General features: G+C 70.5%; 13 protein-coding genes. 9 read left to right on the forward strand and 4 right to left on the reverse strand.

The window, feature by feature from the left end:
- Positions 1-22 precede the first annotated feature (22 nt).
- Both KXR53_RS01330 and KXR53_RS01335 read left to right on the forward strand, forming a co-directional pair.
- Positions 23-1,237 (forward strand): adenylate/guanylate cyclase domain-containing protein, encoded by a 1,215-nt coding sequence (locus tag KXR53_RS01330; RefSeq protein ID WP_437372633.1) that lies wholly within the window; start codon positions 23-25, stop codon positions 1,235-1,237.
- 162 nt (positions 1,238-1,399) lie between these two features.
- Positions 1,400-2,440: a zinc-dependent alcohol dehydrogenase family protein gene (locus tag KXR53_RS01335; RefSeq protein WP_437372636.1), complete on the forward strand. Its 1,041-nt coding sequence runs from the start codon at positions 1,400-1,402 to the stop codon at positions 2,438-2,440.
- A 9-nt stretch (positions 2,441-2,449) separates the two neighbouring features.
- On the opposite strand, the gene KXR53_RS01340 is transcribed toward KXR53_RS01335, so the two are convergent.
- From KXR53_RS01340 to KXR53_RS01350, 3 genes are read right to left on the reverse strand one after another with little or no spacing between them, the layout of a single operon-like run.
- The gene (locus tag KXR53_RS01340; protein WP_437372638.1) at positions 2,450-2,740 is read right to left on the reverse strand and encodes a hypothetical protein; all 291 of its coding nucleotides are present in this window, start codon (positions 2,738-2,740) and stop codon (positions 2,450-2,452) included.
- Positions 2,741-2,747: 7 nt separating this feature from the next.
- The gene (locus KXR53_RS01345) at positions 2,748-3,380 is read right to left on the reverse strand and encodes a LysE family translocator (RefSeq protein WP_437372641.1); all 633 of its coding nucleotides are present in this window, start codon (positions 3,378-3,380) and stop codon (positions 2,748-2,750) included.
- A 24-nt stretch (positions 3,381-3,404) separates the two neighbouring features.
- The gene (locus tag KXR53_RS01350) at positions 3,405-3,875 is read right to left on the reverse strand and encodes a MerR family transcriptional regulator (protein WP_437372643.1); all 471 of its coding nucleotides are present in this window, start codon (positions 3,873-3,875) and stop codon (positions 3,405-3,407) included.
- 81 nt (positions 3,876-3,956) lie between these two features.
- Here KXR53_RS01350 and KXR53_RS01355 point away from each other — a divergent pair, with 81 nt between their 5' ends.
- The 7 genes from KXR53_RS01355 (at position 3,957) to KXR53_RS01385 (ending at position 11,714) form a co-directional block, all read left to right on the forward strand.
- Positions 3,957-6,206, forward strand: coding sequence for a heavy metal translocating P-type ATPase (locus KXR53_RS01355; RefSeq protein WP_437372645.1), 2,250 nt, complete (start codon positions 3,957-3,959; stop codon positions 6,204-6,206).
- Between the two features lie 83 nt (positions 6,207-6,289).
- Positions 6,290-6,721 (forward strand): peptidoglycan-binding protein LysM, encoded by a 432-nt coding sequence (lysM, locus tag KXR53_RS01360; RefSeq protein WP_437372647.1) that lies wholly within the window; start codon positions 6,290-6,292, stop codon positions 6,719-6,721.
- A 101-nt stretch (positions 6,722-6,822) separates the two neighbouring features.
- Positions 6,823-8,376, forward strand: a complete 1,554-nt coding sequence (locus tag KXR53_RS01365; protein WP_437372649.1) for an alkaline phosphatase family protein — start codon at positions 6,823-6,825, stop codon at positions 8,374-8,376.
- On the forward strand, positions 8,376-9,128 hold the full coding sequence (locus tag KXR53_RS01370; protein ID WP_437372650.1) for an HAD family hydrolase: 753 nt from the start codon (positions 8,376-8,378) through the stop codon (positions 9,126-9,128). The genes KXR53_RS01365 and KXR53_RS01370 overlap by 1 nt, the downstream gene beginning before the upstream one ends.
- 42 nt (positions 9,129-9,170) lie before the next feature.
- Positions 9,171-10,019 (forward strand): amidohydrolase family protein, encoded by an 849-nt coding sequence (locus tag KXR53_RS01375; RefSeq protein WP_437372652.1) that lies wholly within the window; start codon positions 9,171-9,173, stop codon positions 10,017-10,019.
- 31 nt (positions 10,020-10,050) lie between these two features.
- Positions 10,051-11,076, forward strand: coding sequence for an aldo/keto reductase (locus KXR53_RS01380; protein WP_437372654.1), 1,026 nt, complete (start codon positions 10,051-10,053; stop codon positions 11,074-11,076).
- A gap of 47 nt (positions 11,077-11,123) precedes the next feature.
- Positions 11,124-11,714: a DUF1989 domain-containing protein gene (locus KXR53_RS01385; protein WP_437372655.1), complete on the forward strand. Its 591-nt coding sequence runs from the start codon at positions 11,124-11,126 to the stop codon at positions 11,712-11,714.
- Positions 11,715-11,750: 36 nt separating this feature from the next.
- Here KXR53_RS01385 and KXR53_RS01390 read toward each other — a convergent pair whose 3' ends face one another.
- Positions 11,751-12,308, reverse strand: coding sequence for a gamma carbonic anhydrase family protein (locus tag KXR53_RS01390; protein ID WP_437372657.1), 558 nt, complete (start codon positions 12,306-12,308; stop codon positions 11,751-11,753).
- Positions 12,309-12,325: the final 17 nt, after the last annotated feature.

Below are 12,325 nucleotides of genomic sequence, written 5' to 3' on the forward strand. Positions count from 1 at the left end.
GCCGAAGGGCTCTTCTCCTGCCATGCAAGACGGACTGCCGCTCGACTGGGACACCCGAGCCATCGCCGACCGGCATCGCGCCGGGCTGCAGGCGCTCGGCCTCTGGCTGGTTGAGGCGACGTGCCGGCCGGTGCCGCTCAAGGGCCTGTTCCCGGGATTCTGCGAGCAGGTGTCGCGGACCATCGTCCCGGCCTGGCGGATCCATCTCGGGCTCGAGGTGCTGCACCCGGAGATCAGCGGCACCATGCTGGTCTGGAGCGACGAGACCATCGAATTCGGAGAGCGCGCCCGGCAGGGAGTCCTGCAGAGCCCGAGCTATCTCAACAGCCCGACCAAGATCGTCGACGACACCGAGCGGGCGTACCGCCGGCGGCTCGACTCCAACGTCACCGACATGCCGCTGCTGCAGGAGCTCTACGAGCTCGGCTCCACCGACTACTTCATCACGCCGCTGCCCTTCCTCGACACCAGCCGCACCCGCTTCCTGTCCTTCGCCACGCGGCAGCCGGGCGGCTTCGACGATGACGATCTGAAGGCGCTGGACACCGCCGCCCGGCTGTTCAGCCCCTATGCCGAACGCCAGGTGTGGAAGCGGATCGCGCTCGACCTGCTCGACACCTATGTTGGCGCCCGCACCAGCCAGCGCATCGTCGAGGGCCAGATCGAGCGCGGCCAGGTCGACTGGATCGAGGCGGCGATCTGGCTGGCCGATCTGCGCGCCTTCACCCGGCGCAGCGAGGTGCGGCCGATCGGCGAGGTGGTCGATCTGCTGAACGGCTGGTTCGGCGACATGGGCGTGGCGATCGAGGCCGAGGGCGGCGAGATCCTGAAATTCATCGGCGACGCGGTGCTGGCGATCTTCCCGGTGACGGCCGAGACCGACCGCGGCGCCGCCTGCGCCGCCGCCCTGGCCGCGGCCGAAGCCTTCTGCGCCCGCGTCGATGCCTGGAATGCCGAGCGTGGCCTGACCGGGCCGGACGCGGTTGATTTCGGCATCGGCCTGCATCTCGGCGAGATCGCCTACGGCAATATCGGCGCGGCCCGGCGGCTCGACTTCACCGTGATCGGCCCGGCGGTGAACCGCGCCAGCCGGCTGGAGGAGCTGACCAAGACCCTGCGCCGCCGGGTGCTGGTGTCCGAGCCGTTCCGCGACGCCTGCGGTCGTCCGCTGGTCGACCTCGGCCACCACGTGTTGCGCGACGTCGAGGGCACGCACCGGATCTTCGGGATCGGGTGAGTCCAAGGCGACCGAGGCAGCCTCTCTTGTCGTCATGGCGAGCCCCGAAGGGGCGTGGCCATCCAGAGATCGAGCCGCTGGATCGCTGCGTCGCTTCGCCCTCGCGATGACGAGGGCGTGCTGGTCCGATAGGGTTCACTCACAACAGCAATAGGCCCATCGATGAAAGCCGTCGTCTTCGAACAGTTCCGCCAGGCGCCGACCGTGCAGACCGTGCCCGATCCGGCGCCGTCGCCGGAGGGCGTCGTGGTCAAGGTGGAGGCGACGGGGCTGTGCCGCAGCGACTGGCACGGCTGGATGGGGCACGACCCCGACATCGTCCTGCCGCATGTGCCGGGGCATGAGCTGGCCGGCACCATCGTGGCGGTGGGCTCGCAGGTCCGGCGCTGGCGGGTCGGCGAGCGCGTCACGGTGCCCTTCGTCGCCGGTTGCGGCCACTGCCCGGAATGCGCCAGCGGCAACCAGCAGGTCTGCGAGCGGCAGTTCCAGCCCGGCTTCACCGCCTGGGGCTCCTTCGCCGAATACGTCGCGCTCGATTTCGCCGACGCCAATCTCGTCGGGCTGTCCGAAGGGTTCGACTCGGCTACCGCGGCCAGCCTGGGCTGCCGCTTCGCCACCTCGTTCCGGGCCATTGTCGACCAGGGACGGGTCCGGAGCGGGGAGTGGGTGGCGGTGCATGGCTGCGGCGGCGTCGGGCTGTCGGCGATCATGATCGCCAGCGCGCTCGGCGCCAATGTCGTGGCGGTCGACCTCACGGATCGGAAGCTCGATCTCGCCCGCCAGCTCGGCGCAGCGGCGACCGTCAACGCCGCCACCTCGGCCAATGTCGTGCACGAGATCCGCGACCTGACCGGGGGCGGGGCGCATGTCTCGGTCGACGCGCTCGGCCACCCCGCCACCTGCATGAACTCGATCCGGTGCCTGCGTCGGCGCGGCCGCCACATCCAGGTCGGGCTGATGCTGGACGACCACGCCCGCCCGCCGGTCCCGATGGACCGGGTGATCGCCTATGAGCTGGAGATCCTGGGCAGCCACGGCATGCAGGCGTTCCGCTACCAGGCGATGCTCGACATGATCCAGGCCGGCAAGCTGGCCCCGCAGAAGCTGATCGGCAGCCGCATTGCGCTCGACGAGGCGGCGGTGGCCCTGACGCAGATGGACCGCTTCGACGGCACCGGCATCAGCGTCGTCACGCGGTTCTGAGGGCGGGGATCAGGCCTTGGCCTCGTCCCAAGGCCATGGGCCGCTCTCGACCAGCCGCTGCCGTGCGGCTTCGACCCGTGCCCCATAATCCGGGAGGAAGGGCTCGGAAAGGGTGCTCTCAAGGTAGCCCTGCAGCCTTGTCAGAGCCCAGAGCTCGCCGTCATGCCGGACGGCTTCGCGAAGCCGGCTGCCGTTCTCGTCGTCCAGCGTCCGTGCCAGAAACTCGAACAGCACGACGGCTTCGTCCTGGGTGAGTGTGAGGGGCACCGCCCCACCGCTGTCCGGCTCCGCTCCGCTCATCTTCTCCTCACGCTCTCCCGGCCCCCAGGATCAGGCGCAGGCCCAGCGCGCCCATGACCGAGCCGGCGGCGCGGTCGAACCAGCGCTTCCAGCACAGATAGACGGCGCGCGGCCGGTCGGCGGAGAAGACCAGGGCGACGATGGTGTACCAGCCGGCCTCGATGGCGAAGATCGCCGGCAGCAGCACGGCGAAGGTCCAGGCCGGCACCTGCGCCGGCAGGAAGGCGGCGAAGATGCTGCCGTAGACGATCGCGGCCTTGGGGTTGCTCAGCTGGGTGACGAGGGCCAGGGTGAAGGAGCGGCGGACGCTGCGCGGCCGGCCCTCCGCCGTCTTCGGCACCACGATCGGCTTGTCCGCCGTGTGCCACAGGGCGAAGGCGAGCCACAGCAGGTACAGGCCGCCCAGTACCTTCAGCGTCAGGTACAACCACTCGACCTGGGCCAGGATCGCCTGCAGGCCGAACAGGCCGAGCCCGCCATAGACCACCCCGCCCACGCCCATGCCCAGTGCCGCGGCCAGCCCGTCGCGGCGCGACAGGGCGATGGCGGTGCGGGTGACGAAGACGAAGCTGGGCCCCGGGCTGGCCGCGCCGACCACGATGGCGCCGAGGATGCTGAGCAGTGGAACGGCAAGATCCATGATGTCCTCCCTGGGACCGCGGCGTCAGGCCGCGGTCTCGATGTCTTCGCCGCCCCCGTGGTCGGGGTGCAGGCAATGCGCGTGGCTGTGGTCGGCCAGCACCTCGATCACCCGGCAATGGCCGATGGTGCCGTGGCGGCACTGCTCCACCATCCGCTCCAGCTCCGCCTTCAGCGCCTCCAACCGGGCGATGCGGTTCTGCACGGCCACCAGTTGCTCTTGCGCGATCCGGTCGGCGGTGGCGCAGGGCTGGTCCGGGTCGTCGGCCAGGGTCAGCAACTGGCGGATGGCGTCCAGTGGGAAGCCCAGCTCGCGGCTGTGGCGGATGAAGGCCAGGCGGTCGGCATGGGCCCGGCCGTAGATCCGCTGGTTGCCCAGGGTCCGCGCCGCCTCCGGCATCAGCCCGATCTGCTCGTAGTAGCGGATGGTCTGGACCTTGCAGCCGGTGCGGCGGGCCAGCTGGCCAATCGGCATCGCGTCGCCGCGGGCGGACATGGATTTTTCCTCTTGAAGCTACAGTCACTGTAGCTCCCATCTTCCCCTGCGACGGTTCTTTCGGCAAGGGAGTGCGTCGCGATGGCGATGATCGCAGCGACTGAGGGGCAGGGCCGGGTCCTGCGGTACCGGGTCGACGGCATGGACTGCCCCAGCTGCGTCGGCAAGCTGGAGACGGCTCTCGGCCGGATCGAGGGCGTCAGCGGCGTCGAGGTCAACTTCGCCGCCGGCACGCTCGCTTTCGGCGCGGTGGGCGCCGCGGCCGACGGCGGCGTGGTCGAGCAGAAGATCCGCGCCCTCGGCTTCGCCCCGACCGCGATCGTCGACACGGCGCCCAAGGCGCCGGCCCAGGCCGAGGCCCGGCCCTGGTGGCGCGAGCGCAAGGCGCGGTTGGTCGGCTTCACCGGCCTGCTGCTGGCCGCCGCCTTCATCGCGGCGCAGATCGTCCCGGCCGGGGCCGAATGGGCCTATGTCGCCGCGGCGCTGATCGGGCTGGTGCCGGTCGCCCGCCGGGCCCTGGCCCTGATCCGCTCCGGCTCGCCCTTCAGCATTGAGACGCTGATGGCCGTCGCCGCGGTCGGCGCCATTGCCATCGGCGCGGCGTCCGAGGCGGCGGTGGTGGTGTTCCTGTTCGCCGTCGGAGAGCTCCTGGAGACCATCGCCGCCGGCCGCGCCCGCCAGGGCATCAAAGCGCTGGTCGCGCTGGTGCCGCGCACGGCGCAGCGCGAGGCGAACGGCATCCTGGCGACCGTTCCTGTCGACGATCTCGCGATCGGCGACATCGTCCTGGTCCGCCCCGGCGACCGGATGCCGGCCGACGGCGAGATCGTTGACGGCGCGTCGGAGCTGGACGAGGCGCCGATCACCGGCGAATCCGTGCCGGTGGCCAAGGCGGCGGGCGATGCGGTCTATGCCGGCAGCATCAATGCCGGCGGCGTGCTGCGCCTGCGGGTGACGCGGGCGGCGGCCGACAACACCATCGCCCGCATCATCCATAGGGTCGAGGCGGCGCAGGCCAGCAAGGCACCGACGGCGCGCTTCATCGACCGGTTCAGCGCCTGGTACACTCCGGCGGCCATGGCCGTCGCCACCCTGGTGATCGCGGTGCCGCCGCTCTTGTTCGGCGGCGACTTGTCGGTCTGGGCCTATCGCGGCCTGTCGCTGCTGCTGATCGCCTGCCCCTGCGCGCTGGTGCTGTCGACCCCGGCGGCGATCGCCTCCGGCATCGCCGCAGGCACGCGGCGCGGCCTGCTGGTCAAGAGCGGCGCGGCGCTGGAGATGCTAGGCAAGGTCGAGGCCGTGGCCTTCGACAAGACCGGCACGCTGACCGTGGGCCGGCCGCAGGTGACCGATGTCGTGGCGCTGGAGGGCACGGAAGCCGCGGTCCTGGCCGAGGCCGCCGCGGTCGAGAGCGGCTCCAGCCATCCGCTGGCGCGCGCCATCCTGGAGGCTGCGGCCGCCCGCAACGTCGCCGTGCCGGCCGTCGCCGAGGCCTTCGCCGTCGCCGGCAAGGCGGTACTGGGCCGGGTCGACGGCGCGCTGCTGGCGGTAGGATCGCCGCGCTACGTTGCCGAGCGCGGGCCGCTACCTGCTCTCGTGGCCGACCGGATCGCGGCGCTGGAGGGGCAGGGCAAGACCGTGGTCGTGCTGCTGGGCGAATCCGGCCCGCGCGGGCTGATCGCGCTGCGGGACGAGCCGCGCGAGGACGCCGCGGCCGCGGTGGCGGCGCTGCGCCGGGCCGGGGTGCGCCCGGTGATGCTGACCGGCGACAACCGCCGCACCGCCGAGGCCGTGGCCGGCGCCCTCGGCATCGCGGTGGAGGCCGAGCTGCTGCCGGACGGCAAGCTGGCCGCGATCGGCCGGCTGCAGGCGGACGGGCCGGTGGCGATGGTCGGCGACGGCATCAACGACGCCCCGGCGCTGGCCGCCGCCTCGGTCGGCGTCGCCATGGGCGGCGGCACCGACGTGGCGCTGGAGACGGCGGATGCGGCGCTGATGCACAACCGCGTCACCGGCGTGGCCGAGCTGATCGGCCTGTCGCGCGCAACCCTGGCAAACATCCGCCAGAACATCGCCGTCGCCCTCGGCCTCAAGGCGCTGTTCCTGGCCACCACGCTGTTCGGCGCCACCTCGCTGTGGATGGCGATCCTGGCCGACACCGGCGCGACCGTGCTGGTGACGCTGAACGCGCTGCGGCTGCTGCGCCTGCCGGCGGCGATGCAGGGCCGGACCGTCGTCCGCGGAGAGGGCATCACTCCCATAGTATCCGGGGTCGACGATTGCTGCGCCCATGGTGCCTGCCGATCGGACTCCAAGCCAATCGAAGCGTGACCGCAGAGCCGATCTGTGGGACCATATCCCCATTATCGAGCTCATGACCGACAACCGCGGACCACGCTGTCAGGGGGAGTGCCATGGGGCTGATCAATTTCATCAAGGAAGCCGGTGAGAAGCTGTTCGGCGGGGGCGAGGCCCAGGCCGCGACGCCGGACGATCTCAAGAAGCAGATCCAGGCGCAGGGGCTCGACCCCGCCGGCGTCGACATCAAGGTCGATGGCGACAAGGTGAAGATCGAGGGCAACGTCGCCTCGACCGAGGTGGCGGAGAAGATCGCGCTGGCCGTCGGCAACACGCCCGGCATCGCCCAGGTCGAGAACAACCTCGCCGCCGCCACCCCGGCGCCGGAATCGCGGATGTACACGGTGAAGAAGGGCGACACCCTGTCGGCGATCGCCAAGGCGATGTACGGCAACGCCAACGACTATCCGAAGATCTTCGAGGCCAACAAGCCGATGCTGAAGCACCCGGACAAGATCTATCCGGGCCAGGTGCTGCGCATCCCGTAACCGTCCTGGCTAACGCCGAAGGGCCCCGTGCGCCGCGCGGGGCCCTTCGCTTTCCCGTGTCGCACCGCCGCCCGTTGCGCTATCAGCAGGGCGGGGAGCGCATGCGGGAGTCCTCGGGCTTGGCCAATGTCCTGTTCATCACCGCCGACCAGTGGCGCGGCGACATGCTGTCGGCGGTTGGCCATCCCTGCATCCGCACCCCGGCGCTGGACGCGCTGGCGGCCGAGGGCACGCTGTTCCGCCGCCACTACACCGTGGCCTCGCCCTGCGGCCCGTCCCGCGCCTCGCTGCTGACCGGCCTCTATCCCCACACCCATCGCAGCATCCGCAACGGCACGCCGCTCGACGCCCGCCACAGCAACCTGGCGCTGGAGGTGCGGCGCGGCGGGTGGGAGCCGCTGCTGTTCGGCTACACCGACACCTCGCTGGACCCGCGCGGCCGGCCGCCGGGCGACCCCGCCCTCGACACCTATGAGAGCGTGGCGCCGGGCTTCACCCCGGTGCTCGCCCTGTCCGAGTCCAGCCGGGCCTGGATCGCCGACCTCATGGCCAAAGGCTACGACGTGCCGGCGCCGGGGGCGGGGCGGGACCCGCTCTACGACTCCGACCCGGCGGCCGAGGCGGCGCCGGGTGGGCTGGGACCGACCCGGATCCGGGCCGAGGACAGCGAGACCGCCTTCCTGACGGACCAGGTGCTGCGCCATCTGGCGGTGCTGCGCGGCCGGCCCTGGTTCGTGCACCTGACCTATATCTGCCCGCATCCACCCTTCGCCGCCCCGGCGCCCTGGCACCTGGCCTACGATCCCGCCGCGATGCTGGCGCCGCTGCGCGGCCCGTCCGCGGCGGCGGAGGCGGCGCAGCATCCGCTGCTGGCCGGGCTGCACCTGGCGGTGCGGCTGGACAAGTTCCTGAATCATGCCGAGGGGCCGGCCTCGGCCCTCGACGCCGCCGGCGTCGCCGCGGTCCGCGCCGCCTATTACGGCCTGGCGTCCGAGGTCGACCACCATCTCGGCCGTGTCTTCGATTTCCTGCAGGCGAGCGGCCAGTGGGACGACACGCTGATCGTCTTCACGTCCGACCATGGCGAGCAGTTGGGCGACCATTACCTCTTCGGCAAGCTCGGCTATTTCGACCAGTCGGCCCATATCCCGCTGATCATCCGCGACCCGCGCCCGGCGGCGGAGGCCGGGCGCGGCCGGCAGATCGACGACTTCACCGAATCGATCGACATCCTGCCCACCATCCTCGACTGGCTCGGTCTCGCCGTGCCGCGGCAGTGCGACGGCCGCTCGCTGCTGCCCTTCTGCAATGGCGAGCGGCCGACGGATTGGCGCGACGCGGCGCATTGGTTCTTCGATTTCGGCGATGCGCGGGAACCGATCGAGGACGGGCCGGTGCGGCTGCGCCCCGACGAATGCGGCGTCCAGGTGGTCCGCGACGCGCGCCGCAAATACGTGCACTGCACCGCCCTGCCGCCGCTGTTCTTCGACCTGGAGCGCGACCCCGGCGAGTTCGAGGACCGCAGCCGCGACCCGGCCTATGCCGGGGAGGTGCTGGCCTATGCCCAGAAGCTGCTGTCCTGGCGCATGCGGCACGAGGACCGGACGCTCAGCCACATCACGCTGAAGGACGGCTATTTCGAGGGGGAGGCGTGATGACGGCCGGCATCCGCGGCATCCTGTTCGACAAGGACGGCACGCTGATCGACTTCAACTCGACCTGGGTGCCTCTGAACCGCGAGGCGGCGCTGTTCGCCGCGGCTGGGGATCCGGATCTGGCCCGGCGCCTGCTCGAGGTCGCCGGTGCCGATCCGGACAGCGGCATCGTCCGCGCCGACAGCCTGTTCGCCGCCGGGGCGACGCCCGAGATCGCGGCCGCCTGGATCGCCGCCGGCAGCCCCTACGACCTCGACCTGCTGGTGCCGGAGATCGACCGCATCTTCCAGAGCGCGACCTCGGCGGTAGCGATCCGGCCGACCGTCGCCGACCCGGCTGCCCTGTTCCGCCGACTGCGCGGCCGCGGACTGAAGCTGGGCGTGGCCTCGAGCGACGGCGAGGTCGCGATCCGCGCCACGCTGGCGATGTTCGGCCTGCTCGACCTGGTCGATTTCGTCGCCGGCTACGACAGCGGCCACGGCCACAAGCCGAATCCCGGGATGGTCTACGGCTTCTGCGACGCCACCGGCCTGCCGCCGGGCGCTGTCCTCATGGTCGGCGACAACCGGCACGACATGGCAATGGGCCGAGCCGCGGGCGTGGGCCTGTGCGTCGGGGTGCTGAGCGGGACCGGCACCGCGGCGACCCTGGCCGGTCTCGCCGATCTCTGCCTGCCGGATATCGGCGGGCTGGAGGCGCTGCTCGATAGCACCGGCAACGGCCCTGATGGCATCGGCCGCCTTTTAGATTAAAGTCCGGCAAACAAAAATCGTCGCTGGTGGTGGAGGCTTCCCGTGCCCGGTTTTCCGATCGTGGACAGCCACGTCCATATCTATGACCCCGCCCTATTGTCCTATCCGTGGATGGACCAGGTGCCGAGCCTGAAGTCGCGCCATCTGCCGGACGATTACGACCGGCAGCGCGACGGGGTGGCGATCGACCGCTACGTCTTCGTCGAGGTCGACATCGCCCCCGCGCAGCGGGTGGAGGAGGCGCGCTGGGTCGGCGCGCTCGACGATCCCCGGCTCGGCGCCATCGTCGCCTCGGCCGCGATCGAGGACGGCCAGGCGGTGCGGACCGAGCTCGACGCGCTGCACGCCGCGACGCCGAAGCTGCGCGGCATCCGCCGGCTGATCCAGGGCGAGGCCGTCGATTTCTGCATCCAGCCCGGCTTCGTCGAAGGCGTGCGGCTGCTGGCGGAATACGACCTGTCCTTCGACCTGTGCATCTACCATCCGCAGTTCGACAACGCGCTCGAGTTGGTGCGCCGGTGTCCGGAGATCCGCTTCGTCCTCGACCATATCGGCAAGCCCGGGATCCGGGACGGGATCGACCGGCCCTGGCGCGACCAGATGCGGGCCCTGGCGGCGCTGCCGAATGTCTGGTGCAAGCTGTCGGGCGTGGTCACCGAAGCCGATCACGAGGGCTGGACCCGGGCGCAGATCGAGCCCTACATACGTCATACGATCGACTGCTTCGGCTTCGGCCGCACCATGTTCGGCAGCGACTGGCCCGTCTGCGAGCGGGCCTCCAGCTATCGCCGCTGGGTCGAGACGCTGGACGAGATCCTGGCCGATGCATCGGAGGCGGAGCTGCGGCAGCTCTATCGCGACACCGCCATCGGCTTCTACCGGCTCGCCTGAGCCCAACGATCTGACACTGAGAGGACCGCCCATGGACCCGACCGCGACGCGCCCGCTGGGCAAGAGCGGCGTTCCCGTCACCCAGCTCGGCTTCGGCGGGGCGCCGCTCGGCGACCTGTACCAGAAGCTGCCCGACGCCCAGGCGATCCAGACCATGGCGCGGGCCCTCGATTTGGGCGTGACCCTGGTCGACACCTCGCCGCTCTACGGCTACGGCCTGTCCGAGCACCGCTTCGGTCAGGTGCTGCGGCCGCGGCCGCGCGACAGCTATGTGCTGTCGACCAAGGTCGGCCGCTATTTCGTGCCGCCGCGGCGGGGTGAGGCGTTCGACCGCGGCACCTGGGCCGGCGGGCTCGAGTTCAAGCCGGTGTTCGACTACAGCTACGACGGCGCGATGCGCTCCTTCGAGCAGAGCCTGATGCGCCTCGGCATCTCCTCGGTCGACATCCTCTTGATCCACGACGTCGACATCTGGACCCACGGCTCGCGCGAGGCCTATGAGCAGCGGCTGCAGGAGGCGCTGGCCGGCGCCTACAAGGCGCTGTTCAAGCTGCGCGAGGAGGGCGTGGTCAAGGCGATCGGCGTCGGCGTCAACGAGGTCGAGGCCTGCATGCGCTTCGCCGAGGGTGGCGATTTCGACTGCTTCCTCCTGGCCGGGCGCTACACGCTCCTGGAGCAGACCGCGCTTGACGACTTCCTGCCGCTGTGCCAGCGCCGCAACATCGGCATCATGCTGGGCGGGCCGTACAATTCCGGCATCCTCGCCACCGGTGCCGTGCCGGGCGCGCGCTACAACTATAAGGAGGCGCCGCCGGAGATCCTGGAGCGGGTGTCGCGGATCGAGGCGGTGTGCCGGCGCCACGGCGTGCCCCTGCCGGCGGCGGCGATCCAGTTCCCGCTGGCCCATCCGGTGGTGGCCTCGATGATCCCGGGCGCGGTCAAGCCGGAGGAGGTGGAGCGCAACCACGCCCTGATCGCGACGCCGATCCCGGCCGATTTCTGGGCCGAGCTGAAGCGCGAAGGCCTGGTGCGCGAAGACGCGCCGGTGCCGGGCTGAGCCAGGCCGGCCCGCCGTCGTGAACAACACGATCGAGGGAGGGGTGGGTGGCTGAACGACATCTCGTTCCCGCGGCGGGCGGCGCCGGGCTGGTCCTCAGGCGCGGGGAGCGGCTGCGGATCATCGACACCGAAGGCGGGCAGACCGGGGATCTCCTCGCCTATTCCCTCGATGGCAGCGAGCGGCTGTCGAACGGCCGCAGCTTCGACTACGGCGGCAAGATCTATCTCTCGACCGGCGACGTGCTGTGGTCAGACCGCAGCAACCCGATGCTGACCATCGTCGAGGACCAGGTCGGCCGGCACGATTTCCTCTACGCGCCCTGCAGCCTCGAGATGTACCGGATCCAGTACGGGGTGAAGGACCATCACCCGAACTGCCACGATAATCTGCGGGCCGCGCTGCAGGACTTGGGGATCGAGCCGGGTCCCCTGCCGACGGCCTTCAACTTCTTCATGAATGTCGAGGTCGCGGCCGACGGGACGCTGGTGATCGTACCGCCCCGGTCCCGCGCCGGTGACGCAATCGTGCTGCGCGCCGAGATGGACCTCGCCGTGGCGCTGACCTCCTGCCCGGCCGGGACCTGCAACGCCGGCGCGCCGCCGCGCCCGCTCGCTTTTGAGGTTCTGGCGGACTGACACACCCCGCGCTCTCTTGTGCCGGCCGCGGTACCGCTACAGCTCCCGGTCGTCGCGATGATCGGTGAGCCCGCTCGTCACGCGTCGGGTGAGCTCCTTCATGTCCATGTCGACGCCGCTGCCGGACTGGCGCTCCAGCCCATAGACCTCCTCGGCGAAGTTCATCTCGCTGAGGATCCCGTCGATGTCCTCGTACTTGTCGGGCGGGAACAGCTGGGCGGGATTGCCGACCGCCATCCATTTGATCGGGACAAGCGAGTTCGGCGGCAGGATGCTGCGCACATGGACCACGCCGTCGATGCGAACCTCTGTGCGCTGCCCGATGACCGCGCCCTGATAGATTTTGACACCCGTCGCCAGGAAGCACTCATCCTCGACGATGCAGCCCTTGAGCGATGAGTGCGGCCCGATCAGGACATGATCGCCGATCTCGACAGCGTTCCGGCCCGTGCTGCGAATGTTGAGATTCTCGCGGACGACGCACTGCGCGCCGATCCGCACCGGCGCGCCATGCGCCTCGATCACCGCCCCGAACGAGACGTATGTGCGTGGGCCGATCGTCACGTCGCCACAGATCACCGCCGTCGAGGCCACATAGGCGGTTGGATCGA

Origin of the sequence: Inquilinus limosus (assembly GCF_051487185.1) — a bacterium.
GTDB lineage: Bacteria > Pseudomonadota > Alphaproteobacteria > DSM-16000 > Inquilinaceae > Inquilinus > Inquilinus limosus_F.

What these genes read in the sequence shown, in the direction of transcription:
- KXR53_RS01330 (WP_437372633.1), top strand. Translation starts at nt 23, where the DNA reads ATGCAAGACGGACTGCCGCTCGACTGGGACACCCGAGCCATCGCCGAC.
- KXR53_RS01335 (WP_437372636.1), top strand. Translation starts at nt 1,400, where the DNA reads ATGAAAGCCGTCGTCTTCGAACAGTTCCGCCAGGCGCCGACCGTGCAG.
- KXR53_RS01340 (WP_437372638.1), bottom strand. Translation starts at nt 2,740, where the DNA reads ATGAGCGGAGCGGAGCCGGACAGCGGTGGGGCGGTGCCCCTCACACTC.
- KXR53_RS01345 (WP_437372641.1), bottom strand. Translation starts at nt 3,380, where the DNA reads ATGGATCTTGCCGTTCCACTGCTCAGCATCCTCGGCGCCATCGTGGTC.
- KXR53_RS01350 (WP_437372643.1), bottom strand. Translation starts at nt 3,875, where the DNA reads ATGTCCGCCCGCGGCGACGCGATGCCGATTGGCCAGCTGGCCCGCCGC.
- KXR53_RS01355 (WP_437372645.1), top strand. Translation starts at nt 3,957, where the DNA reads ATGGCGATGATCGCAGCGACTGAGGGGCAGGGCCGGGTCCTGCGGTAC.
- lysM (WP_437372647.1), top strand. Translation starts at nt 6,290, where the DNA reads ATGGGGCTGATCAATTTCATCAAGGAAGCCGGTGAGAAGCTGTTCGGC.
- KXR53_RS01365 (WP_437372649.1), top strand. Translation starts at nt 6,823, where the DNA reads ATGCGGGAGTCCTCGGGCTTGGCCAATGTCCTGTTCATCACCGCCGAC.
- KXR53_RS01370 (WP_437372650.1), top strand. Translation starts at nt 8,376, where the DNA reads ATGACGGCCGGCATCCGCGGCATCCTGTTCGACAAGGACGGCACGCTG.
- KXR53_RS01380 (WP_437372654.1), top strand. Translation starts at nt 10,051, where the DNA reads ATGGACCCGACCGCGACGCGCCCGCTGGGCAAGAGCGGCGTTCCCGTC.